This window comes from Mesorhizobium sp. NZP2077 (genome assembly GCF_013170805.1).
Lineage (GTDB): Bacteria > Pseudomonadota > Alphaproteobacteria > Rhizobiales > Rhizobiaceae > Mesorhizobium.
In genome coordinates this window covers 1,906,806-1,929,653 of sequence record NZ_CP051293.1, presented here as the reverse complement: position 1 = coordinate 1,929,653, position 22,848 = coordinate 1,906,806, and the positions used below count along the sequence as shown (strand labels likewise).

Below are 22,848 nucleotides of genomic sequence, written 5' to 3'. Positions count from 1 at the left end.
TATTATGCCAGAGGCGTCCCCCTGCCCTTGCTACGCGATCATGCACCGATTCCTTACCGCTTCGGTATCCTCCGCGCGCCGGAAAACGCCGGGAGCGCCCCGCAAATGGCGATGGCCTGAATTTGGCGCTAGTAGGTCGTCAGCGGCTGGAACCGGCCCGCCGGAGACGCCGCCAGTTCCGCCCAGTCGATCTCCTCCTCCAGCCGGTGGTAGGCTTCATCGCCGATCGTGCCGTTGCGGCGCAGTTCCTCCAGCGTGTCGCGCTGGCGGTTGATGGCATAGAGGCGCAACCGGTCGTATTCGGTTGCAGCCTGTGCGTCCTCCGGGTTTTCCGCAATGACGCGTTGGGCCTCGTACTGCTCGCGCACGACAGCCGCCGCGGCCGATGTCTTGCGGCTCAACACATCGAGTGCTGCCTGCATGACGGCAACGCGCGCCTGCGCCACCTCGCGATCAACAGTCGTATCCCGCGGGAAGTTGAGTATCCGCAGCAGCGGCTTGAGGGTCATCCCCTGCAGCACCAGCGTGCCCAGGACCACCGCGAAAGCCGCAAGCACGATCGGATCGCGGCCTGGAAAGCCGGCCGGCAGCGCAATAGCCACCACCAGGGTCACCAGCCCGCGCATACCGCACCAGCCGACGAGCACGGCACCGCCCAATGTCGGCGCATCCCGCCTTACGTCCTCGCCACCGAAGCGGGAAAACCACCGGATGATCGCAACGTAACTCGCCACCCAGACGAGGCGTGCGACGATGACGACAACCAGCACCGTCGCGGCAAAAAGAAAGGCCTGGCCTTGCCCTTCGCCCGAAAGCCGGCCGACGATCGACCGCGCCTGCAGGCCCATCAGCACGAAAGCCAGCACATTGAGCACGAACACTGCCGATTCCCAGACCGAATAGGTGCTGACGCGCCGCCTGGCCGACACTAGGCGTGGCGCCCTGCGCGCGAGGGTCATGGCGTAGACGACGATGGTGATGATGGCCGAAAGGCCGAGCTTGTCGGCCAGGATCCAGACCCCGAAAGTTCCAGCGAATTGCACCACCGTGCTGCTCGCCGCATCCTCTATCCTTGCGAGCGTCAGCAGCGAGAGGCGGCCAAGCACATAGCCGGCGATCAGGCTGCCTATGGTCGACAACAGGATCGTCGGAATGGCGTTGCTCAGCATGATCGAGCCCAGCGCCGCCGAAACCGCCAGGCGGTAGATCAAGAGCGCGGTGGCATCGTTGAGCAGGCTCTCGCCCTGCAGGATGGCCGTGATGCGGTGCGGCACCTTGAATTGCCCGAGCACGGCGGATGCCGCCACCGCATCCGGCGGCGCGACGATGGCGCCGAGGGCGATTGCCGCCGCGATCGGCAGGCCGGCCATCTTCCAGCCGACGAAGGCAACCACGACAGTGGTGAAGACGACGGCGCCAAGCGCCAGCAGCAGCAACGACAGCCGGTAGCGCTTCAGGTCGCGCAGCGACGTGTCATAGGCGGCGTCGAGAAGCACCGGCGCGATGAACAGGGCAAGCGCCAGTTCCGGATCGATTTCGATCATTGGCGCGCCAGGCACGAAGGCGATCCCTACCCCGGCCAAGGCCAGCAGGGACGGATAAGGGATCTCCAGCCGTCGCGACAGCGCCGTCAATGCAACGGCGGTCAAAAGCAGGATAAGGGTCAGTTCGAAAAGAGCCATCGCCTATCGTAGCGACCGAACAAGGCGATTGGCAGTGCCAAAGTCGCGATGCTTGGCAGTTACGTGACAACCGTGGCAACGCTTAATGCAGCACCAGCATATCGCTCGATGAAAACGAAATCTCGGCCTTTTCGCCGACAGCCGGTGGCGGTGTGGCCGGGCTGTTGAACGTGTCGAGCGACACCGTGTTGCCGCCGATGCCGACGCGAACACGGATCACCGAACCGAGGAAGTGCACTTCGGAGATTTCGCCCGACAGGCTGGAGTCGCGGCCAGGCTGACGGCCGAGCGAAATGGCTTCTGGCCTGAGCGCCAGCGACAGCGTGTCGCCGGACTTCGAGCCGTTGAGCTTGCCCTTGAGCGAGACCTGTTCGGAGTTGACCCGCACCGTGCCAGCAGCTGCGTCGGTGACGGTGCCCTCCAGCACATTCAGTGTGCCGACGAAATTGGCGACGAACTTGGTTGCCGGGCGGTTGTAGATCTCGAACGGCGTACCAACCTGCTCCGCCTTGCCGCCATACATCACCGCGATGCGGTCGGAGATCGACAGCGCTTCTTCCTGATCGTGGGTAACGAAGATGGTTGTGATGTCGAGCTTCTTCTGAATCGAACGGATTTCCTCACGCAACGACACGCGCACCTTTGCATCGAGCGCCGACAGCGGTTCGTCGAGCAGCAACAGCTTCGGTTTCGGCGCGATCGCACGCGCCAGTGCGATACGCTGCTGCTGGCCGCCCGAGAGCTGGTAGGGGTAGCGATCAGCCATCTGCGGCAGCTTGATGATGTCGAGCATCTCGGCGACGCGCCGGTCAGCATCGGGCTTGTTCATGCCGCCCACCTTCAGCCCGAAGGCGATGTTCTGCGCCACCGTCAGGTTCGGAAACAGCGCATAGGCCTGGAACACCATGCCGACATTGCGCTGGTTGGGCTTCAGCCTGGTGATGTCCTTGCCACCGACCACGATCTTGCCGCCCGACGGCTCCTCGAAACCGGCGACCATGCGCAGCACCGTCGTCTTGCCGCAACCTGATGGTCCGAGGAACGAGACGAACTCGCCTGGTGCGACATCGAGGCTGAAATCCTGGACCACGGTGTTGGTGCCGTAGGACTTTCGCACATGCTGGATGGACAGGAATGGCTCGACCATGGCTTTTCTCTCGATCAATTCGGGCGGTTCGCCGATTTCGGCGCGAAGCGGGACAGAATCTGGATCAGCGACATGCAGCCCCAGGTGATGGCGAAGGCGATGATGGCAAGCGCCGCCGGCTCATAGGCGCGGTTGGCGCCGATGTTCTGCAGGTAGGGCCCAAAGGCCGGCCGGTTGAGCAGGCTTGCCATGGTGAACTCGCCGATAACGATCGCGAAGGTCAGAAACGCCCCCGACAACACCGCGATCAGCACATTGGGCAGGATAACCCTTGTGATGATCGTCGACCAGCCGGCACCAAGTATCTGCGCCGCTTCGGTCAAAGTGCGCACGTCGATGGTGCGAAGTCCGGTATCGACCGCGCGGTACATATAGGGCAGCGACAGCGTCGCATAGCCGATCACCAGCAAGGCGCTGGCGCCCAGATCGCTGGCAAGGAACGGCAAAGGCGAATTCGAGCCGTACATCCTGATATAGCCGAAGACGATAACGATGGCCGGGATGACCAGCGGTAGCAGCGTGATGAATTCCACGATTGGTCGCAATTGCGGTAGCCGCAGCCGGATCCAGTAGGCTGCCGGCACCACGACCAGCACACCCAGGATGATGGTGAAGATCGCGGCAATCACCGAATACATGAACGTTGCCTGGAACCGTGGGTCGCCCAGCACGATCTGATAGGCGTCGAAGGAATGGACGCCGCGCCGCAGGCGCAGCGAAAACTCGAACGTCGCGAGCAGAGGAATGAAGAAATATGCCGCGCTAAGGGCGAAAACGACCCAAGCCCAGAATTTTCCCGACTTCATTTGAGCCACCTCTCAGAACGCGTCCGGAACCAGATGTAGAAGACATTGGCCAAGCCCGTGATGACGATCATGCCGAAGGCGATGGCATAGCCGAGTTGCGGGTTGTGCAGCACGTCGCCATTGATCTGCGAATACAGCTTGATGGGCACGATGTTGAGCGCCGGGCCGGCAAACGCATAAGCCGTGGCAATGGCGCCGAAGGAATTGGCGAACAGCAGGATGACCGTGCCGAGAAAGCTTGGCCACAACACCGGTATGACCACCATGCGCCAGTACTGCGCCTGGGTGGCACCGAGTGTGGCGGCCGCCTCGCCCCATTCCTTCTTCAAACCGTCGATTGCCGGCACGATGATGACCACCATCAGCGGAATCTGGAAGAACAGGTAAACCACGATCAGCCCGGCCGTGGTCAGGAAATTGAACCCCATCGCATAGATGTTGAGGTTGAACACGTCACGCAGGAGCGCCGTCACAATACCGACGCGGCCGAGCGTTGCTATAAACGCGAAGGCGAGTGGCAAGCCGGCGAAGTTAGAGGCCACGCCAGAGAATGTCAGGGTCGCCGACCGTATCCAGTTGGGGAGGCCGCCGCGCACGATGGCGATAGCAAGCGCTAGGCCGGCAAATGCCCCGATGATGGCCGACCAGAAACTGATCTTGATCGAAACCCAGTAGGCATTGCTGATGGACGGGTCGCTCACCAGCTGCAGGAGGTTGTCCAGCGTCAGGTGGCCGTCCCCGTCTTGAAAGGCACCAACGACAAGATAAAGCGTCGGCAGGATCAGGAACATGATGGTGAAAATGAAGAACGGCGCCACACCGATCCATTGCGTCGGGAAGCGGAATGCGGTTGCCGCGTTCGGCGGCGCGGGCTTCGAGGCAATCGTTCGATTTGAAAGCGAGAGATCGGTCATGCGCCGGCTACCGTCTTCGAGGGAGGGCGGGCGGCCTCGCGACCGCCCGGTGGATTTTCAAATCTTACTTGACGTTGGCACCGACAACGGCGTCCCAGTTCTTGCTGATAACTTCCTTGGCCTTGCCCTGCTCGTCGAGCGTCGGGAACGCGGCGGCGGCATAGGATTCAGCCGGAGGCAGCTTGGCCAGCACATCCGCCGGGATCTTGCCGTTCTTGGCGAGATCGTTGAAGCGGATCGGGTGGCAATAGCCCTTCAGCCAGCCGATCTGGCCTTCGTCGGAATAGAGGTATTCCATCCAGAGCTTGGCAGCGTTCGGATGCGGCGCGAAGGCGCTGATCGCCTGCACGTAGACGCCTGCGACGACGCCCGTCTTCGGCACGATCACGTCGACGGGCGGGTTGCCCTTCAGCGTGTCGCGGCCAGCAAGAGCGTTGTAATCCCAGTTGATCAGGATCGGGGTCTGGCCCTGGGCGAGCGTAGCGGGCTTGCCGACGACCGGCACGAAATTGCCGGCGGCGTTGAGCTTCTTGAAGAAGTCGAGGCCAGCGGTGCCGGCGGCTTCACCAGCAGCAGCGCCCGTCGACAGGCCGGAGGCGTAGACCGCCTGGATGGCCTGGTTCGAAGCGCGCGGGTCACCGGCGACGGCAACCGCGTTGGCGAATTCCGGCTTCAGGAGATCAGCCCAGTCCTTCGGCGATTCCTTGATCAGGTCCTTGTTCACCATGAACGACAGAACGCCGTAATAGTCGCCGTACCAGGCGCCATCGGCATCCTTGGCGCTGTCCGGGATCGAGTCCCAGGTTGACACCTTGTAAGGCATCAGCAAGCCAGCGGCCTTGGCGGTCGGGCCAAACGACAGGCCGACGTCGATGACGTCGGGAGCCTGCGGGCCCTTGTTGTCCTTGTTGGCCTTGATCGCCTCGACCTCGTCGCCGGAACCGGCATCGGGGTTGAGCTCGTTGATGGCGATTTCCGGATACTTCGCCTTGAAGCCGGCGATGACGTCGCCGTAGCCGCACCAGTCATGCGGCAAAGCGATCGTGGTGAGCTGGCCTTCGGCCTTGGCGGCCTTGACGAGATCGTCCAGCGAAGCCGCGGACGAAATCACCGACGACACCATCAGGGTCGCGGCCGAAAGGGAAAGTACTTTCCCCGTGAATTTGAACATGTGTTCTCTCCGTTGAACTGACGCCGTTGGACGCCTGCGATCCGGTATCGTTTTCATGTGACAGCCAGATGAAAGCTTTGTGAAACCGGGTGCTCGCAGTACGAAAAAGTAAACTCTTTTTAACCGGTTGTAGCAATCGCCACGCGATTCTTTTTCCGGCTAACTAGTTTCTGCCTTGCCCGTCATCCCTCCCCCTTGGTTTTCTACCCCTTTTCCAAATCAATTTCCTGCGCCGAAAACGGCTCACACCGTGCCGGCGATGGCGTTTTCGAGCAAGGTCAGCGCCGCCTTCTTGGTCAGCTTCACCGGGTTGCCGCCAGCTGTCGGATCGACCACCGCCATGTCGGCGATCAGCGCCTTGCGCTTCTTGTCCATGTCGAGCCCCTTGATCAGGCCCGGCAGGGCGTGCGGCACCTTCAAATCCTTGCGCAGCTTGATGATCGCCTTGGCGAAGCCGTCGAAGCCACCCTTGATGCCGCAATAGGCGGCGAGCCGGGCAATGCGCTCCTCGATGGAGTCACGGTTGAAGGCCAGCACATAGGGCATGAACACCGCATTGGTCATGCCGTGATGGGTGTCATAGAGCGCACCGATCGGATGCGACAGCGAGTGGATGGCGCCGAGCCCCTTCTGGAAGGCGGCCGCCCCCATCGCCGCCGCGCTCATCATATGAGCGCGCGCGACGAGGTCCTTGCCGTTGGCGTAGGCCTTCGGCAGGTTCTCGAACACCAGACGGACACCTTCCACCGCAATGCCGTCGGCCATCGGGTGATAGCCCGGCGCGCAATAAGCCTCGAGGCAATGGGCAAGCGCGTCCATGCCGGTGCCGGCGGTGATGAAGCTTGGCATGCCAACCGACAGTTCCGGGTCCGCGATAACGATCGCCGGCAGCAGCTTCGGATGGAAGATGACCTTCTTGGTATGCGTTGCCTCATTGGTGATGACGCCGGCGCGGCCGACTTCCGATCCGGTGCCGGCCGTGGTCGGCACGGCGATGATCGGCGCGATCGCATCGGAATTGGCGCGCGTCCACCAGTCGTCGACATCCTCGAAATCCCAGACCGGCCGCGTCTGCCCGGCCTGGAAGGCTATCAGCTTGCCCAGATCGAGCGCCGAGCCACCACCAAAAGCGATGACGCCGTCATGCTTGCCCTTCTTGAACACGGCGATGCCGGCGGTCAGGTTGGAATCGACCGGGTTCGGCTTCACTTCCGAGAACACGCCATAGGGCACCTTGGCCTCGTCGAGAATCTTCAGTGTCGAGGCTACGACCGGCAATTTTGCCAGGCCGGGATCGGTGACGAACAGGGGCCGCTTGATACCGGTCGCTGCCAGCACCTCGGGCAGTTCCTTGATGCGGCCGGCGCCGAAGCGGACGGTGGTGGGGTAGTTCCATTTGGAGATCAGCTTGGACATGTCTTGTCTCTCAAAAAATCAGATGGCTTCGCGCAGGTGGAAGGATTTTGGCCGGGTCAGATTGTCGTAGCCGATGGCCGACAGCCCCGCGCCCTTGCCGGTGTCCTTGACGCCGGTCCAGACCAGCGCCGGATCGAGATAGTCGCAGCGGTTCATGAACACCGTGCCGGTCTCGATGCGATTGCCGATCGCCACCGCGTGCTCGGTATCGCGCGTCCAGATCGAGGCCGTCAGACCGTATTGGCTGTCGTTCATCAGCGCGATCGCCTCTTCGTCATTGCGCACCTTCATGATGCCGACGATCGGACCGAAGCTTTCCTCGCGCATGACGCTCATCTGGTGATCGACGCTGGTCAGCACCTCAGGCGCCAGGTAGGGCGAGCCGGCCTTGTCGTTAGCCACCTTCATGTTGATATGCGCCACCGCACCCTTGCGCAGCGCTTCGACCTTCTGCTCGCGGATCAGGTCGGCAAAGCGCGCCTGCGCCATCGGTCCCATCGTCGTCGCCTGGTCCAGCGGATTGCCGACGACATAATTCTTCGTCTCGGCAATGAAGCCCTCGACGAACTCGTCATAGACCTTCTCGTGCACATAGACGCGCTCGATGCCGCAGCAGCACTGGCCGGAATTGTAGAAGGCGCCGTCGACCAGGTTGGCGACCGCGTGATCCAGCTTGGCGTCGGGCAGCACATACGCCGGGTCCTTGCCGCCAAGCTCCAGGCCGAGCGTCATGAACGTGCCGGCTGCGGCCTTTTCAATGGCACGGCCGCCGCCGACCGAACCAGTGAAGTTGACATGGTCTATCTTGCCGGAACCGAGCAGCTTCTCGGTCTGGGCATGGTTGAGCACCACATTCTGGAACACGCCCTTGGGCAGACCGACCTTGTCGAAAGCCTGTTGAAACCGCTCACCGACCAGCAGCGTCTGCGCCGCATGTTTCAGGATGACGGCATTGCCGGCCATCAGCGCCGGCACGATGGTGTTGACGGCCGTGAGATAGGGGTAGTTCCACGGCGCGATCACCATGACAACGCCGAGCGGGTCCTTCTTCACATAGCGGCGGAAGCCGTCCTTCGGGTTGGAGGCCGGCACGGACTTCAGCGCAGCTTCAGCGATCTCGACCATGTAAGTGGTGCGTTCCCTGACGCCGCCGAACTCGCCGCCATAACGCACCGGACGCCCCATCTGCCAGGCGATCTCCGGCACGATCTCGTCGGTCATGGCGACCAAGGCTTCGAGCATCGCCAGCATGTACTTGCCGCGCTCGACGATCGGCGTCTCAGCCCACTTCTCCTGCGCTGCCTTGGCGCGCTCGACAGCGGCATTGATCGCCTGGTCCGTCGCGATGGGCCGCTCCGCATAGATCGAGCCATCGATGGGAGATATCAACTTGACCGTTTCGGTCATTCCTTCAGTCCTCGCACTTCATGAAATCTTGTTTTTGACGTCGCCCGCCATCAGGCGATGGCCAAGGGAGGGCGACGCCGACATAGTTTAGTACCGCTCGAAACCTCTGTGCAGTTCCCAATCCGTAATGCGGCGGTCGTATTCGAACTGCTCCCACTTGGCGGTGTGGACATAGTGTTCGAGCACGTCCTCGCCGAGCGCCTCTTTCAGCATCTTCGACTTGGCCAGCGTCTCGGTGGCGTCACGCAGCGTTTTCGGGATCTCCGGCAGGCGCGAGGCCTGATAGGCATCGCCGACGAAGGGTTTCTGCAGTTCGAGCTTCTCGTCGATGCCGGCAAGGCCGGCGGCGATCAACGCCGCGAAGGCGAGGTAGGGGTTCAAGTCGGCGCCGCCGATGCGGCATTCCATGCGGATGCCCTTGGTGCCCTCGCCGCACAGTCGGAAGCCGGCGGTGCGGTTGTCCTCGCTCCACATGATCTTGGTCGGCGCGAAGGTGCCAGCCTGGAAGCGCTTGTAGGAGTTGATGTAAGGCGCCAGGAACCAGGTGAATTCCTTGGCGTATTTCAGCTGACCCGCCCCCCATTGCTGGCCAAGCGTCGACAGCGTCCAGTCCGCCTTCTTATCGAAGAACAGCGCCGTCTTGCCGTCAGCGCTCCACAGCGAATTGTGGATGTGGCTGGAATTGCCGGCGAGGCCGTAATTGTATTTGGACATGAAGGAGATCGCCTTGCCCTCGGACTCGGCAATCTCCTTGGCGCCGTTCTTCAGGATGACGTGGCGGTCGGCCATCTCGAGCGCTTCGGCATAGCGCACATTGATCTCTTCCTGGCCAGGGCCCCATTCGCCCTTGGAGTTCTCGATCGGAATGCCGGCCGCATCCATCTCGTTGCGAAGCCGGCGCATGACGCCTTCTTCCTTGGTGGTGATGCCGATCTGGTAGTCGCCGATATAGGGCGACGCGGTGTCGAGACCCTGCCAATGCTTCTTACGGGCGGAATCGTAGGTCTCGTTGAACAGATAGAATTCGAGCTCGGAGGCAAAGTAGCCGATGTAGCCTCGCTCCGTCAGCCGCTTGACCTGCTTCCTCAGGATGGCACGCGGCGAATGCGGCAGGTCGTCATGGGTGTGGTGGTCGAGCACGTCGCAGATCACCAGCGCCGTCTTTTCCAGCCACGGAATGCGCCGCAACGTCGCCAGATCCGGCTTCATGACGAAGTCGCCATAGCCCTTCGACCAGCTTGCCGCCTTGTAGCCGGGCACCGGCTCCATATCGATGTCCGCGGCCAGCAGATAGTTGCAGCCATGCGTTTCGTCATGGGCGGAATCGACGAAATACTGCGCCAGGAAGCGCTTTCCGGCCAATCGTCCCTGCAGGTCGACGATGCAGGCCAGCACCGTGTCGATCTCACCGCTGGAGACCGCTTTCTTCAACTGATCGAAAGAGAAATTTCCGGCCATTCCTTTGGCACTCCAGCGCTTGTCGTTTCGGGCTTGTCACATTGAACTGAAATAAAAACCGTGGCGAGCGAGCCCGCCACGGTTTGATTGGCTGTTTAGGCGGATTCGCCGACGGCCTTTTCGGCAGCTGCGATGGTCGCCGTGCGCTTGGCGATTGCCGCCTCGCCGATAGGCGGCCCCTGGAAGCGGCGATTTTCAACGGCGAACCACAGAACGACGAGCAGAACGATCAAGCCGATGGCGTAGTTGATCAGGATGTCGAAGGGCGGCTGGATGCCGGCATACATCAACACCAGAACACCAAGCACCGTGATGACGGCGAACGGCTTTGACCAGATGCCGAGCCGGAAAGGCCCGAATTCGGTCCAGCTCTTTCCTTCCGCCAGAAGTCCGGCTGCGATCGGCATGGCGTAGGAGACATAGAGGAAGAGAGCGCAGCCAGCTGCCAGCGCCGCGAAGGCCGGCGAATAGAGCGTGGCGGCAATCGACAGCACGACGCCCAGCCAGATGGCCGGGACAGGCGTGCGCCAGGTCGGCGAAACCTGCTTCCACAGAGATGACCCCGGCAGACCTCCGTCACGCGAAAAGGCGAAGATCATGCGCGAGGTCGAAGTGAGCCCGGCCAGCGCGCACAGATAGTTCGACAGCACGATAGCAATGCCGAGCAGAGCCTTGAGCCAGGTTGGCGCGGGTAGATTGTTGAACAGGTTGAACCAGGCATTGCCGCCGTCTTTGGCTGTCGCCACGAGATCGGGGCTGGCAAGGACGAAGGAGACCGCCATGATGAAACCGAAGACGAGAGACCACAGAACCGCGTGGATCATGCCTCTGGGCACAGCAACGCGGGCATTGTGCGTTTCCTCGGCGGTATGCGCCGAGGCGTCGAAGCCGGTGATCGTATAAAGCGGGTAGAGAAGGCCGATCAGGAAGGCCACAAGTGCGGTGCGGGCCGTCGGAACATAGGCACCACCGGGATCGCCGGTCGTGTTGACGAAAGTCGTCAGCCGAGCAAGATCGAAGCCATGCGCGCCCCAGATAAGGAAGGTCAGCGTCAGGATGACCGCAACAACAAGGATGAGGTAGCCGGAAAAGTCGGTCAACATCGTTGTCGTCTTGATGCCAAGATGATTGAAGAGGCCTTGGGTGACGGTAATCAGGATGACTGCCGTCGTCTGCTGCCAGAAGCCCCAGGCCGATGTGTCCCAACCAAAGATCGGACCCGCGACGAGCCCCTGAAACAGCAAGTAGACGCCGACATTCACCGAGGCGACGACGAAGATCAGGCCGAGCAGGTTGATCCAGGCCGTGGCCCAGCCCCAGCCGCGTCCGCCCAGGATCGACGACCAGTGATAGAGGCCGCCGGCTGTCGGATAGGCTGATCCAATCTGCCCGAGAGAAGCCGCGACCACGAGCGCAAAGACGCCGCCGACTACCCAGCCGATGGTCGCCTCGAAACCGCTGCCGGTACCCATGGCCAGCGGGAATGACGTGATACCGCCGGCCAGAATGCAGATGATCGAGAAGGAAATGGCGAAGTTGGAGAAGCCGCTCATGCGGCGAGCCAATTCCTGGGCGTAGCCCATACTGTGAAGGATTTTTGTATCCTCCGACTTGTCAGAGTGATCCGGTGTTGTCATGTCAGAATTCCCCTTGTTGGTTCTTAGCTGGCCGATTGAACTGACTTTCCGACTGCGCTTCGTCGAGAGCCCTTGGCCTCCTCTGGCTCCAGATCCGAAAAAATGCCCGTGAGCAGATCCGCCCATTTCCGCTGCCCGGTCTCGCCTGAGATTTCATCGTTGCGGATTTCGATCATGGCGCAGGGCAGCCCGCGCGAGCGTGCATGCCGTTCCAGCGTGAAATAGACGCGGTCATCCGGCGAATAGGGTTCGTTGACGCCGACGGTGACGCCGGCAAGCCGCTTCAGCGCCGATATCAGCGGCGACGCCAGCCGCTGGTCGTCATCGTGGATGATGCCGATGTGCCAGGGCCGATTGCGGCCCTTGTAGACCGGCGTGAAGGAATGGACGGAAACCAGCCGGGTCTCCTGGCCGCGCGCCAGCCGCTCCGCGACGATGAGTTCGATGGTGCTGTGAAACGGCTGCCATGACAGGGCGACCCGCGCAGCAAGCTGTTTTTCCGACAGATCGGTATTACCGGGTATCGTCGTGGTCTCGCTGACCGGCGGCACCAGGTCCGGCGCATCGAGCGGCCGGTTGCAGTCGATGACGAGACGCGAAATGCGGGTTTCGACCAGCGTCGCATCGAGCGCCTGCGCCATGCGCGTTGCCACCGGCAGCGCGCCGGGATCCCAGGCGATGTGGCGGGACAGGTCCTCGGCGGCAAGGCCGAGCGTGCCGAATTCGGCGGGCAGGAAATTGGAAGCGTGATCGCAGGTCAGCACAAAAGGGCTTGATCCGCCAGGGTTGGTCACCCTCACGGAATCAGACGATGCAAGGCTGGCGGGCCGTGCTTTCTCCATAGTCTGCCGTCCCCGGGGAGCGCTGTATCGTATGTTACGTATTTTGTCTCATTGCGTCCCTATGGATGATTTCATACAGTTTGCCCGGCTTTGTCAAATGCGATCTCATGGGGCGGGCCAAGGGGTGGGGGAAAAGATGATTTCCAGCATTGCCGAACTCATCGCCGACCGCATCGGCACGATGCCGGCCAGCGAACGGCGCGCGGCGCAGACGCTGATCGCCAGCTATCCGATGATCGGCCTGAAGACGGTCGCCGAATTCTCGACCGCGGCCGGCGTCTCCTCGCCGACGATCCTGCGCTTCGTTGCCCGGCTCGGCTTCCAGAACTATCCGGAATTCCAGTCGAGCCTGCAGGACGAACTGGCGGCGCAGCTGCAGTCGCCGGCGATACGGACGCTCAACCCGCCCTCCCCAGGCGGCGGTACGGTGTCGCCGATGCTGGAAGCGACGCTCGACAATATGCGCGAGACCTTCCGCCACCTCTCCGACAAGCAGCTTGCCGACATAGCCGCACGGCTTGCCGACCGGCGCGGCAAGACATTCCTCATCGGCGGCCGCTTCACCGACCCCCTGGCGCGCTACATGGCCGCCCATCTCGCCGTCATCCAGCCTGACGTCTTTCACCTCGCCGGACAGGAGAGCATGTGGCGCGACCGGCTGATCGACATGGGCAAGCGCGACGTGCTGGTGATCTTCGACATCAGGCGCTACCAGGATAGCCTCGTCCGCTTCGCCGAGAAGGCGCATCAGCGCGGCGTCCAGATCGTGCTGTTCACCGATCAGTGGCTGTCGCCGATCGCCAGGTTTGCCCGCCATGTCATCGCCGGACGAACCGCAGTGCCGTCCGCATGGGATTCCTCGGCAGCACTTTTCGTCGTCGCCGAAACGCTGATCGGCGCCGTCACCCGGCAGCTCGAGGCCGACGGCGCAAGGCGTATTCGGGAAATGGAAGGGCTGCGTTAGGCTGCAACTGCAGCAAACCGGAACCAAGCCGCCGTTCCGCGCTGATCCAGCCGATGCGCGATTCCGGCGAGATCCGCTCAACCTCCGACAATACCGGCCAGAACGCTCCTCCAATTCCGGCTTCATGGTAGCGCCGCTATTTCAGCAGCCGGCCCTCGATCGACCAGCGCGCGGCGAGGAAATTCAGCACCGCCGCAACGATGACACCGCCGATCTTTGCCGGCCACACCCCGGCGATGCCGGCGAAAAGTGCGATCGACAGGCTGGAGACACCGAGCGAAATCAGCGCCCCAAGCGAGACGAAGCGAAGGAAAGCGTCATGCAGCCGGATGGCCTGGTTGCGCTCGAACGACCACAAACTGTTGGCCGTGAAAGAGAAGATCACGGCAATGAACCAGGAGGTGACATTGGCCGGCAGTGGCGGGACATGCAGCTTGAGCAACACGAAAAAGCCGGCAAGGTCGATGGCCGTGTTGATCAGTCCGACGATGGCAAAGCGGACGATCTTGCTGCCGGTCGAACGCCGGGGCTGGTCCGCGCCGCTCATCCCTGGCCGTCCATGATCTCGACATTGGCACGGGCGAGGCTCGCGCCGAACGCGTCCGAGGCCAGGAGCGCGAACTCCACCTCGCGCACGCCCTGCATCGGGTCGCGCGCCCGCAGCGTCTCGTCGACATGGCCGGGGTGGCACATGAACAGGCCCCGTTCCGGCAACGCGTCGACAGCGGCTTGCAGAACAGGGGCGAATCTCTCGGGTTGCCGCCAGTCATAGATGCCGGTCAGCGGCTGGAAAAGGGCGAAGCCGGCGCGCACCATCGAGCGGTTGAAGCCGGCGGCCACGGCAGCGATTGCCGCGACTTTCGGCGCCACGGCCGCATTGCCCAGCGCCGGGGCACCGCGCAGCACCGGCCTGCCGCCAGCTTCAGAAAAATGCGACCGCAGCCATTTGCGCACGACGGGCAGGAAATGCACGTGCTGGTGGCCGTCGATGAAGTCAGGCTGGCGGCCAAGTGCCTCGACGAAACGGCTGTACTGCGCTTCGAGCTCGGCATGGACATCCCGCTCGTTGACGCTGCCGCGCAGGACCGGCAGCGCCAGCGAACGCAGCGGCGGCAGCCGACCCTCCGGCGCCAGGCTCGACCGGCCGGTGACGGCAGGCTGGTCGGTGAGGGTCAGGTGCAGCCCGACCGCCGCGCGGCCGCACAGCGGCTTTATCCGCGCCGCCGCATCGGGCCATTCCGGAAAGCCGGTCATGCAGCCGGTACCGGTCAGGCGGCCGCGATCGAGCAGGTCGAGAATCCCGCTGGAAACGCCGGGCGCCAGGCCGTAGTCGTCGGCGATGAGGCGGATGCGCCGCGTCATGCGCCGGGCGCGCCTGGCGGCCTGTCCGGAACCTCGCCGCGCAGGACATCGCGCACGATATAGACCGGCCGGTCCTTGCTCTCCGAAAGCGTCACCCAGACATATTCGCCGATCAGGCCGAGCAAGGTGAGGTTGAGGCCGCCGAGCAGGACGACGGCGACCATGAGGCTGGGGTAGCCGGGGACGGCGATACCGTAGAACAGCACCTCGAAGAACACTTTGGCTCCGTAGACAATGCCCGCCAACGCCGCCAGCATCCCGGTCAGGCTGATGATACGCAGCGGAATGACGGAAAACGACGTGAACCCTTCCAGCGAGAAGGCGATCAGGTTGAGTCGGCTCCATTTCGACGTGCCGCTGGCGCGGCTCTCCGGCGAATAGGGCATGGCTTTCTGGCGAAAGCCGGCCCAGGCGAACAGGCCCTTGTTGAAGCGCCGCTTGTCACGCAGGCTCGTCAGCGCGCGCACCACGGCACCGCGCATGACGCGAAAATCTCCCGCATTCTCGGGAATGTCGAAACGCTGGCTGCTGTTGATCAGGCTGTAGAAAAGCCGCGCCAGCTGGCTGCGCCGCCAGCTCGCCTCGCGGCGGTCGTTCTGCGCGTAGACGACATCGATATCGCGGTTTTCCACCAGCTCGGCGATCATCTTCAGGCTGGTGTCCATCGAATGCTGGAGGTCTGCATCCATGACCAGCGCCATGTCGCCGCGCGACTGGTCGAGGCCGGCGAGCACCGCGACCTCCTTGCCGAAATTGCGGCTGAGCCGCACGATCTCCCAGGAGCCCGACAGCGCCTGCGAAAACCGCTCGGCGCCATCGTCGCGGCTGCCGTCATCGACCAGGATCTTGTGGACTTCCATGCCGAAGCGTTTCGAAACTTCGGTTTCAAGCTTGTCGAGCAATGCGGCAAAGGCCGACGCCGACTGCGCCTCGTTGAAGAACGGCGCCACGATATCGAGAACGAGCCGCGATTCAGCCATTTGCGACAGGCCTTTCATTCATCACCTTGTCTCGTGCCTTTACCCAGAACCACCAGATCAGGGAGCCGGCGATAACGGTGACCGTGATCGGCCGGAACCAGGGATACGTCAAATCCTGGATATGGCGTTCAACGCCGGTTAGCCCTGTAAGGAACAGGGTCACCGCCAGCACCGAGGCCAGGACACCGCCCCGTTCCTCGCGCCACAACAAGGCGACAGCGAGACCGGCAGGCACGGCGATCATGGCATAGGTGTTCGGCTCGACGCGCGGGTTGAAGACGCACATGTAGAACGTCGCCGTCAGGAAGATGGCGAGACCGGCCGTCCCGCGTTCGAGCTTGCGGTCGAACCAGGTGACCGCGGAAAGCGTGAACAGCGCCATGACGATGCGCACGATCGTGGCACCTAATTCCGGGAGGGGCAGCCCCATTTTGGTGAAGGGCGCCGTGAAGTCGGTGGGAACAAAATGGCTGGTGTTGTCGACAGCCATCGAGGTCAACATCTCGGCAAAAACACGATACTGGTCGTTGAGATAGCTGGCGGGCGCGAAAGCATAGGGCAAGGCCAGCACGAACAGTACGGCCAGCACCAGCACAGGTATCAGCCGGAAACGCAGGGCTCCCACCAACAACAGCATGATGATCGCGGTCGGCTTGGCGATGATGGCAAGCGAAGCCCAGAAGAAGGTTTCGGCGCGCCGACCTTCGAGCGCCGACAAAGTCAGAAGCCAGCAGGCGCCGGTCAACAGGATCGTTGCCTGGCCGTTGCGGATCGCACCCAGCGCCATCGGCAGGGCGAGAAACAGCCCGAAGGACAGCAGCCATGGTAATTCCCCGCCGCCGAGCTTGCGCACCTGCCGCATCGCGGCGAAGGTCAGCACCGCGAAGCCGATAATATGCCACAGCAGGCCGCCCAGATGCGGCCCGAGCTTGAACAGCGGAACATAGAGCGCGGCAAAGGCCGGCGCGTAGAGATACCCCATCTCGGACTGGATGTTGTAGAGCGGGCGCCCGGCGAGAAATTCCTGGCTGCCATATCTGTAGGCCGACAGCACGCTGCGCGTGTCGGGCGCCAACAAGACGAGGACAAGAACGACCAGAAACGCTCCGATCCAAAGGCCAAGTCCCAAACGGTCGAAAACCGGCTTGGACATCGTCATCAAGACACCCCACAACACCCGGAACAGGCTCAGTCCAGCACTGTCCCGGCATTCGATGGCGGCGGCATATCACGGACAAAGCGGCGTGGCATAGGGGCTGAAAGACGCGGCCGTCAAGTCGACGGGCCGTTGCGTATGGTCAGGCACTGCGACGGTCTGACGGAAAAAGACCTCCGAAAGCCTCGTATTCGCGCTTCTGTGGGTACTTCGGACGGCGTCAAGGCTTGATGAACACCTTGCCGTTGGGCTTGGCCAATTCGGCCGGTACCCGCGCGATCGCCTCGGCGAGCGGCACTACCGCCGTCACGTCGGTCGACCAGCGCCCGTCGGAAAAACGCTTCTGCGCTTCCAGGATCGCCGGACCACGCCGATCTCTAGATTGCCGCATCCATTCGCTCAGCCAAAAACCTTCGATGTGCTTGTGCTGGAAGATCAGCTGGCCGGGTTCACGGATGATGGTGGCGTCCGTGTCGAGCCGGCCGTAGATGATCCAGCGCGCCCGTTTCGCCATCGCATGGAAGATGGCTGATGCCAGCGGCCCGGTGACCGCGTCGAGGAAGATGCGCGGTTGTTCGGCCTTCATCACCTCGCGCAGCTTGGCCTCGAAATCCGGCGCCTTCTCGTTCAGCACATGGGCAGCGCCGATCTCTTTCAGAAGCGCGATCTGCTCATCGCGGCGCACGGTGACGATTGGCCGAAAGCCCTCTTCCTTGGCCAGGCCGATTATCAGCTTGCAGAGCTGGCTGGCGCCGGCGGTCATGATGAAAGCCTTTTCACCCTCCTGTTTGACGATGTCGAACATGGCGATCGCGGTGAGCGGATTGACGATCATCGCCGCGCCGTCTTCGTCGCGCACCGTATCGAGCAGCGGAATGCAGGCCGCCGCCTCGGCAACGGCATATTCAGCCCACGAGCCCCAGTTGCTGAGTCCGGTGGCGAAGGCGACGCGCTTGCCGACGAGGCTTTTGGCATAGGGCTCGTCACCATCGGCGACGATCGTGCCGACCCCCTCGAAGCCGGCCGGCTGGCCCTTGGCGCGCGGCTGGCCGTACTGGCCCTTGATAAAGGCAACATCGGAGGGGTTGATCGAGGCCAGGCTGACCTTGATCAGCACCTGGCTCGGTCCGGGCGCCGGCACCGCGATGGTGCCCGGCACGAGATAGGGCTCCATCGCCTCGAGCGCACTGCCGCTCGGCGTCTTGGTGTAGCCGTCGCCGACCAGGAGCAACGCCTTCATTTCGGAGGGAATGGTCATCGGTGACACTCATTGGTTGTTGACAGAGGGCTCATGGTACCGCGGCTGCTGCTCAGAGCTTCTCCTGCGTGTATTTCTTCAGCTCCGTCCGCGCCACCTGGCGGCGATGCACGGCGTCAGGCCCGTCGGCGAGGCGCAATGTCCTCAGATGCGTCCACGAGCGCGCCAGCGGCGTGTCCTGGCTGATGCCTTGCGCACCGAACATCTGCACCGCCTCGTCGGTGATCCTCAGCGCGACACGCGGCGCGATGACCTTGATCTGGCTGATCCAGGGCGCCGCGGCGCGCGCATCGCCCTGGTCGATCATCCACGCCGCCTTGAGGCACAGCAGCCGGGCCATCTCGATCTCCATGCGGCATTCGGCGATGATGTCGAAATTGGCGCCGAGTTTCGCCAGCTTCTGGCCGAAGGCTTCGCGGCGCACGGAGCGCTGGCACAGCATCTCCAGCGCCATCTCGGCCTGGCCGATGGCGCGCATGCAGTGATGGATGCGGCCGGGGCCAAGCCGGCCTTGCGCGATCTCGAAGCCCCTGCCCTCGCCGAGGATCAGGTTCGACGCCGCTACCCTGACATTGTCAAAGCGAAGGTGCATATGGCCATGCGGCGCGTCATCGTCGCCATAGACCTGCATGGCGCGGACCTTGGTCACGCCTTTCGTGTCGGAAGGCACCAGGATCATCGAATGGCGGCGGTGCTGCGGCTCGTCATCGCCGCCTGTCCGAACCATGACGATGTAGATGGCGCAACGCGGATCGCCGGCGCCTGATGCCCACCATTTCTCACCATTGAGCACATAGTCGTCGCCTTGCCGCTCGCAGCGCATCGCAATGTTGGTGGCGTCGGATGAGGCGACATCAGGCTCGGTCATCAGATAGGCCGAGCGGATTTTTCCATCCAAAAGCGGTTCGAGCCATGTTTTCTTGTGGTCGGCCGAGCCGTAGCGCTCAAGCACCTCCATATTGCCGGTGTCGGGCGCCGAGCAGTTGAAGGTCTCGGCGCCTAAGTGCGCCTTGCCCATCTCTTCGGCCAGATAGGCGTATTCGACCGTGGACAGGCCGTAGCCGCGTTCCGAGCCGGTCAGCCAGAAATTCCACAGGCCGCGCTCTCGTGCCGTCTTCTTCAGCCCTTCGAGGATCTCGCTCTGGCGCGCGCTGTAGACCCAGCGGTCGCCTGCCTTGCCGACCTCGCCCAGGAATTCCTTGTCGAGCGGCATGATCTCGTCGCGCACCATGGCCGCGACGCGCGCGTGGATCGGCTTCAGCCGCTCGGTCATGCCGAGATTCATCTCCGTCATCGGTCGCTAACCCTTCATGCAGGCCGGGCATTTTGCCCGTGGCAAGGATGACCGTACTTCGGATAGCCTTGTCAACGCGAACTGTTTGCCCGCATGTCGTGCGCGGAGGATTGGAATGGCCTATCTCGACGAGCTGTTTTCGGTGGCCGGCAAGACCGCGCTGGTGACGGGAGCGGCGACTGGCATCGGCCGCATGGCGGCAACCGCGCTGGTGAAAGCCGGCGCCAGCGTGATGATCGCTTCGCGCAAGGGCGAGGACTGCGTCAAGGTCGCTGCCGAACTGAACGGGCTTGGCGTGCCTGGCCGGGCCGAAGGCTTCGCCGGCGACGTCTCCAGCGAGGCCGGCATTGCCGCACTCGTCACCGAGGTCAAGGCGCGGACCGAAAAACTCGATATTCTGATCAACAATGCCGGCGTTTCCTGGGGTGCGCCGCTTGAGAGCTTCCCCTATTCGGCATGGGCCAAGGTGCTTGGTGTCAATGTCACCGCGGTTTTCCACCTGACGCGCGAATTGCTGCCGCTGCTCGAAGCCGCCGCCAGCAACGCCGATCCCGCCCGGGTGATCAATCTGGGCTCGGTGATGGGCACGCAGCCGCTGGCCGACGACGCCTATTCCTACACGGCGTCCAAGGCCGCGGTGCATCATCTGACGCGCACGCTAGCGCTCGAATTCGCCGCACGCCGCATAACGGTCAACGCCTTTGCCCCCGGCCCCTTCCAGAGCCGGATGACAGCCTTTGCCACCGGTACGGATGAACAGGCCAGGCATGTCGGCAATCATGTTCCGATCGGCCGTATCGGCGCACCGGATGACATTGCCGGTGCAACGCTCTATTTGTGCAGCCGTGCAGGCAGCTATGTCACCGGCGCGATCCTGCCGATCGACGGCGGGCAATCGGTGCAACATGGATTGACCTTGTTCAAGGAATGACATTTTCCGGTCGTAGAAGCCGGAGGTGAACTGGAGGACAAGAGCGTGGAACCGATCAGTCTCGATGTGCTTGTGGCCAGTGTCGGCAAGGAAGTCGGCGTCTCACCGTGGCGGGTGGTGACGCAGCGCATGATCGACCAGTTCGCCGACGCCACCGACGACCACCAGTTCATCCACTGCGACCCCGAGCGGGCCAAGCGCGAGACGCCGTTCGGCGGCACCATCGCGCATGGCTTCCTGTCGCTGTCGCTGCTCTCGGCGATGACCTTCGAGACCATGCCACCGCTGGAAAACGGCAAGATGGGCGTCAACCACGGCTTCGATTCGCTGCGCTTCCTGGCGCCGGTGAAGACCGGCGCGCGCATTCGAACTCGTTTCGTGCTGGCCGACGTCAAGGTCAGGCCGTCGGGCTGGGTTCAGACCGCGCATGACGTGACGATCGAGATCGAGGGCTCGAAGAAACCGGCGCTGACCGCCCGCTGGCTGACGCTGACCCTGATCGAACGCCAGCCCGAGACCGCATGAGCGACGCCAACGCGCTCGACCAGGCAGCGCTTGCGCCTTACCTCGAGGCGGAAATCCCGGGCTTTTCCGGGCTCGCTGCAATCGAAAAGTTCAAATCCGGACAGTCCAACCCGACCTATCTCCTGACGGCGGCCAGCGGCCGCTACGTGCTGCGCGCCAAGCCGCCCGGGCAATTGTTGAAATCGGCACATCAGGTCGACCGCGAATTCCGGGTGATGAAGGCGCTCGCCGGCACCGCCGTGCCGGTGCCTGAAATGCTGCATCTGTCGGCGGAGGACTCGCCGATCGGCCGCATGTTCTATGTCATGGATTTCCTCGACGGCCGCATCTTCTGGGATCCGGCGCTGCCGGAAGCGCCCGACAATAACGAGCGCGCCGCGATCTACGACGCCATGAACGGCACGCTCGCGGCCCTGCACGACGTCGATGTCGAGGCCGTAGGTCTCGGCGATTTCGGCCGGCCAGGCAATTATTTCGAGCGGCAGCTGGCGCGCTGGACCAGCCAGTACCGTGCCTCGGAAACCGGCAGCATTGCCGACATGGACCAGCTGATCGCCTGGCTGGAAACGCACATGCCCGCAGACGACGGGCTGATCTCGCTGGTGCATGGCGACTACCGGCTGGACAATCTGATCTTCGCGCCGGACCAGCCAAGGGTCATCGCCGTGCTCGACTGGGAACTGTCGACGCTTGGTCATCCGTTCGCCGACATCGCCTATCAGTGCATGCAATGGCGCCTGCCGCACGCTTCGGGCTTTCGCGGCCTGGGCGGCGTCGATCGCACCGCGCTCGGCCTTCCCTCCGAAGAAGACTATGTCGCCGCCTATTGCCGACGGCGCGGGCTCACCAGCATCGGCAACTGGACCTTCTTCCTCGCCTTCTCCTTCTTTCGGTTGGCTGCGATCTGCCAGGGCGTCTACAAGCGCGCGCTGGACGGCAACGCCTCCAATCCCGAAAAGGCCAGAACCTATGGCGAGGCGGTGAAGCTGCTTTCGCATCTCGCCGCCAAACTGATCGACAAGCAGGGGAAGTCATGATGGGCCGCTTTGACGGAGCAACGGTGCTGATCACGGGTGCCGCCGGCGGGCTTGGCGGTGGGGCCGCGAAGGGCTTTGCCACTGAAGGCGCGCGGCTGGTGCTGTCGGACATCGACGAAAAGGCGCTCGCCGATCTTGCAGCTTCCTTGCCGGCCGAAACGGCGATCCTGGCCGGCAACATCGCCGACGAGAAACTGTCGGAGGGTCTGGTCAGGCTGGCTGTCGAAAGATTTGGCCGGCTGGATGTCGCCATCAACAATGCCGGCATCGTCCAGAGTTTCGTGCGCCTGCCGCAAGTGCCGTCGGATGAGGCCCGCCGCGTGCTGGAGATCGACCTGCTTGGCGTCTTCTATGCCATGAAGCACCAGATCCCGCAGATGGAACGGCAGTTCAAGGCCACGGCCAAGGGCGGCGCCATCGTCAACATCGCCTCGGTTGCCGGGCTGGTTGGCGCGCCGAAACTTTCGGTCTATGCCGCCGCCAAGCATGGCGTCGTCGGGTTGACCAAGTCGGCGGCGGCCGAATACGCCACCAAGGGTGTGCGCATCAATGCCGTCTGCCCTGCCCACACCAGGACAGCGATGGTCGATAGCTTCGTGCGCGTATCCGGCGCGCCGGAGGCAGAGGCGTTGGCCGAACTGACACGCGGCGTACCGATGAAACGCGTGGCGGAAGTCGATGAGATCATCACCGCCATCCTGTTCGCCGCCGACCCGGCCAATTCCTTCATGACCGGCCACGCACTGGCCATCGACGGCGGCGTCGGCGCCATCTGAACCATGCCGCATGGGAACTTCCCGCGCCCTTGTTCGTTTCCGTACAGCGTATATAATTTAGCCAGGCACCAACCAAACGAAGGCA

The 22,848-nt window shown here is 62.9% G+C and carries 21 protein-coding genes; 5 read left to right on the top strand and 16 right to left on the bottom strand.

From position 1 onward, the window contains the following. Positions 1 to 128: 128 nt before the first annotated feature. The 10 genes from HGP13_RS09525 to HGP13_RS09480 all read right to left on the bottom strand — a co-directional run bounded on the left by HGP13_RS09525 (position 129) and on the right by HGP13_RS09480 (position 12,480). Positions 129 to 1,682 (bottom strand): sodium:proton antiporter, encoded by a 1,554-nt coding sequence (locus tag HGP13_RS09525; RefSeq protein ID WP_172224413.1) that lies wholly within the window; start codon positions 1,680 to 1,682, stop codon positions 129 to 131. Between the two features lie 82 nt (positions 1,683 to 1,764). Next, positions 1,765 to 2,829: an ABC transporter ATP-binding protein gene (locus HGP13_RS09520; RefSeq protein ID WP_172224410.1), complete on the bottom strand. Its 1,065-nt coding sequence runs from the start codon at positions 2,827 to 2,829 to the stop codon at positions 1,765 to 1,767. A gap of 14 nt (positions 2,830 to 2,843) precedes the next feature. Beyond that, positions 2,844 to 3,635, bottom strand: a complete 792-nt coding sequence (locus HGP13_RS09515; protein WP_027030931.1) for an ABC transporter permease subunit — start codon at positions 3,633 to 3,635, stop codon at positions 2,844 to 2,846. Continuing rightward, positions 3,632 to 4,519, bottom strand: coding sequence for an ABC transporter permease subunit (locus tag HGP13_RS09510; protein ID WP_348647140.1), 888 nt, complete (start codon positions 4,517 to 4,519; stop codon positions 3,632 to 3,634). The genes HGP13_RS09515 and HGP13_RS09510 overlap by 4 nt, the downstream gene beginning before the upstream one ends. Before the next feature lie 94 nt (positions 4,520 to 4,613). Further along, the gene (locus HGP13_RS09505) at positions 4,614 to 5,720 is read right to left on the bottom strand and encodes an ABC transporter substrate-binding protein (RefSeq protein ID WP_172224404.1); all 1,107 of its coding nucleotides are present in this window, start codon (positions 5,718 to 5,720) and stop codon (positions 4,614 to 4,616) included. Between the two features lie 243 nt (positions 5,721 to 5,963). Then, a complete protein-coding gene (locus HGP13_RS09500; protein ID WP_172224401.1) occupies positions 5,964 to 7,136 on the bottom strand; it encodes an iron-containing alcohol dehydrogenase in 1,173 nt (390 codons plus the stop codon). A gap of 18 nt (positions 7,137 to 7,154) precedes the next feature. After that, positions 7,155 to 8,543: an aldehyde dehydrogenase family protein gene (locus tag HGP13_RS09495; RefSeq protein ID WP_172224398.1), complete on the bottom strand. Its 1,389-nt coding sequence runs from the start codon at positions 8,541 to 8,543 to the stop codon at positions 7,155 to 7,157. An 87-nt stretch (positions 8,544 to 8,630) separates the two neighbouring features. Beyond that, positions 8,631 to 10,001 (bottom strand): glutamine synthetase family protein, encoded by a 1,371-nt coding sequence (locus HGP13_RS09490; protein ID WP_172224395.1) that lies wholly within the window; start codon positions 9,999 to 10,001, stop codon positions 8,631 to 8,633. A 95-nt stretch (positions 10,002 to 10,096) separates the two neighbouring features. Further along, positions 10,097 to 11,638: an amino acid permease gene (locus HGP13_RS09485; protein WP_172224392.1), complete on the bottom strand. Its 1,542-nt coding sequence runs from the start codon at positions 11,636 to 11,638 to the stop codon at positions 10,097 to 10,099. 23 nt (positions 11,639 to 11,661) lie between these two features. Continuing rightward, positions 11,662 to 12,480, bottom strand: coding sequence for an N-formylglutamate amidohydrolase (locus HGP13_RS09480; protein ID WP_172224389.1), 819 nt, complete (start codon positions 12,478 to 12,480; stop codon positions 11,662 to 11,664). Positions 12,481 to 12,616: 136 nt separating this feature from the next. Here HGP13_RS09480 and HGP13_RS09475 point away from each other — a divergent pair, with 136 nt between their 5' ends. Further along, a complete protein-coding gene (locus HGP13_RS09475) occupies positions 12,617 to 13,444 on the top strand; it encodes a MurR/RpiR family transcriptional regulator (RefSeq protein ID WP_027030940.1) in 828 nt (275 codons plus the stop codon). Positions 13,445 to 13,580: 136 nt separating this feature from the next. Here HGP13_RS09475 and HGP13_RS09470 read toward each other — a convergent pair whose 3' ends face one another. The 6 genes from HGP13_RS09470 to HGP13_RS09445 form a co-directional block, all read right to left on the bottom strand. After that, positions 13,581 to 13,991 (bottom strand): GtrA family protein, encoded by a 411-nt coding sequence (locus tag HGP13_RS09470; RefSeq protein ID WP_172224386.1) that lies wholly within the window; start codon positions 13,989 to 13,991, stop codon positions 13,581 to 13,583. Continuing rightward, entirely contained in the window at positions 13,988 to 14,806 is an 819-nt protein-coding gene (locus HGP13_RS09465; protein ID WP_172224383.1) for a ChbG/HpnK family deacetylase, read from the bottom strand. The genes HGP13_RS09470 and HGP13_RS09465 overlap by 4 nt, the downstream gene beginning before the upstream one ends. Further along, a complete protein-coding gene (locus HGP13_RS09460) occupies positions 14,803 to 15,786 on the bottom strand; it encodes a glycosyltransferase family 2 protein (RefSeq protein ID WP_172224380.1) in 984 nt (327 codons plus the stop codon). Before HGP13_RS09460 ends, HGP13_RS09465 begins: the two co-directional genes overlap by 4 nt. Then, a complete protein-coding gene (locus tag HGP13_RS09455) occupies positions 15,779 to 16,945 on the bottom strand; it encodes a glycosyltransferase family 87 protein (protein WP_172224377.1) in 1,167 nt (388 codons plus the stop codon). The genes HGP13_RS09460 and HGP13_RS09455 overlap by 8 nt, the downstream gene beginning before the upstream one ends. 217 nt (positions 16,946 to 17,162) lie before the next feature. Next, positions 17,163 to 18,200 carry a zinc-binding dehydrogenase gene (locus tag HGP13_RS09450; protein ID WP_172224374.1) on the bottom strand — a complete coding sequence of 346 codons (1,038 nt, stop codon included), beginning with the start codon at positions 18,198 to 18,200 and terminating at the stop codon, positions 17,163 to 17,165. Positions 18,201 to 18,252: 52 nt separating this feature from the next. Next, the gene (locus tag HGP13_RS09445; protein WP_172224371.1) at positions 18,253 to 19,494 is read right to left on the bottom strand and encodes an acyl-CoA dehydrogenase family protein; all 1,242 of its coding nucleotides are present in this window, start codon (positions 19,492 to 19,494) and stop codon (positions 18,253 to 18,255) included. A 115-nt stretch (positions 19,495 to 19,609) separates the two neighbouring features. Between HGP13_RS09445 and HGP13_RS09440 the strand changes: the two genes are divergently transcribed. From HGP13_RS09440 to HGP13_RS09425, 4 genes are read left to right on the top strand one after another with little or no spacing between them, the layout of a single operon-like run. Beyond that, positions 19,610 to 20,425, top strand: coding sequence for an SDR family oxidoreductase (locus HGP13_RS09440; RefSeq protein WP_172224368.1), 816 nt, complete (start codon positions 19,610 to 19,612; stop codon positions 20,423 to 20,425). 45 nt (positions 20,426 to 20,470) lie between these two features. After that, positions 20,471 to 20,950 (top strand): MaoC family dehydratase, encoded by a 480-nt coding sequence (locus tag HGP13_RS09435; RefSeq protein ID WP_172224365.1) that lies wholly within the window; start codon positions 20,471 to 20,473, stop codon positions 20,948 to 20,950. Next, positions 20,947 to 21,987, top strand: coding sequence for a phosphotransferase (locus HGP13_RS09430; protein ID WP_172224362.1), 1,041 nt, complete (start codon positions 20,947 to 20,949; stop codon positions 21,985 to 21,987). Before HGP13_RS09435 ends, HGP13_RS09430 begins: the two co-directional genes overlap by 4 nt. After that, positions 21,987 to 22,763 (top strand): SDR family oxidoreductase, encoded by a 777-nt coding sequence (locus HGP13_RS09425; RefSeq protein ID WP_172234656.1) that lies wholly within the window; start codon positions 21,987 to 21,989, stop codon positions 22,761 to 22,763. The genes HGP13_RS09430 and HGP13_RS09425 overlap by 1 nt, the downstream gene beginning before the upstream one ends. The last annotated feature ends 85 nt before the right edge of the window (positions 22,764 to 22,848 follow it).

Excerpts from the sequence above, each read along its gene's own strand:
- HGP13_RS09495 (WP_172224398.1), bottom strand. The coding sequence starts at position 8,543 with ATGACCGAAACGGTCAAGTTGATATCTCCCATCGATGGCTCGATCTAT.
- HGP13_RS09440 (WP_172224368.1), top strand. The coding sequence starts at position 19,610 with ATGGCCTATCTCGACGAGCTGTTTTCGGTGGCCGGCAAGACCGCGCTG.
- HGP13_RS09515 (WP_027030931.1), bottom strand. The coding sequence starts at position 3,635 with ATGAAGTCGGGAAAATTCTGGGCTTGGGTCGTTTTCGCCCTTAGCGCG.
- HGP13_RS09485 (WP_172224392.1), bottom strand. The coding sequence starts at position 11,638 with ATGACAACACCGGATCACTCTGACAAGTCGGAGGATACAAAAATCCTT.
- HGP13_RS09475 (WP_027030940.1), top strand. The coding sequence starts at position 12,617 with ATGATTTCCAGCATTGCCGAACTCATCGCCGACCGCATCGGCACGATG.
- HGP13_RS09500 (WP_172224401.1), bottom strand. The coding sequence starts at position 7,136 with ATGTCCAAGCTGATCTCCAAATGGAACTACCCCACCACCGTCCGCTTC.
- HGP13_RS09450 (WP_172224374.1), bottom strand. The coding sequence starts at position 18,200 with ATGACCATTCCCTCCGAAATGAAGGCGTTGCTCCTGGTCGGCGACGGC.
- HGP13_RS09455 (WP_172224377.1), bottom strand. The coding sequence starts at position 16,945 with ATGACGATGTCCAAGCCGGTTTTCGACCGTTTGGGACTTGGCCTTTGG.
- HGP13_RS09460 (WP_172224380.1), bottom strand. The coding sequence starts at position 15,786 with ATGGCTGAATCGCGGCTCGTTCTCGATATCGTGGCGCCGTTCTTCAAC.
- HGP13_RS09425 (WP_172234656.1), top strand. The coding sequence starts at position 21,987 with ATGGGCCGCTTTGACGGAGCAACGGTGCTGATCACGGGTGCCGCCGGC.
- HGP13_RS09505 (WP_172224404.1), bottom strand. The coding sequence starts at position 5,720 with ATGTTCAAATTCACGGGGAAAGTACTTTCCCTTTCGGCCGCGACCCTG.
- HGP13_RS09465 (WP_172224383.1), bottom strand. The coding sequence starts at position 14,806 with ATGACGCGGCGCATCCGCCTCATCGCCGACGACTACGGCCTGGCGCCC.
- HGP13_RS09480 (WP_172224389.1), bottom strand. The coding sequence starts at position 12,480 with ATGGAGAAAGCACGGCCCGCCAGCCTTGCATCGTCTGATTCCGTGAGG.
- HGP13_RS09430 (WP_172224362.1), top strand. The coding sequence starts at position 20,947 with ATGAGCGACGCCAACGCGCTCGACCAGGCAGCGCTTGCGCCTTACCTC.
- HGP13_RS09525 (WP_172224413.1), bottom strand. The coding sequence starts at position 1,682 with ATGGCTCTTTTCGAACTGACCCTTATCCTGCTTTTGACCGCCGTTGCA.
- HGP13_RS09445 (WP_172224371.1), bottom strand. The coding sequence starts at position 19,494 with ATGACGGAGATGAATCTCGGCATGACCGAGCGGCTGAAGCCGATCCAC.
- HGP13_RS09490 (WP_172224395.1), bottom strand. The coding sequence starts at position 10,001 with ATGGCCGGAAATTTCTCTTTCGATCAGTTGAAGAAAGCGGTCTCCAGC.
- HGP13_RS09470 (WP_172224386.1), bottom strand. The coding sequence starts at position 13,991 with ATGAGCGGCGCGGACCAGCCCCGGCGTTCGACCGGCAGCAAGATCGTC.
- HGP13_RS09520 (WP_172224410.1), bottom strand. The coding sequence starts at position 2,829 with ATGGTCGAGCCATTCCTGTCCATCCAGCATGTGCGAAAGTCCTACGGC.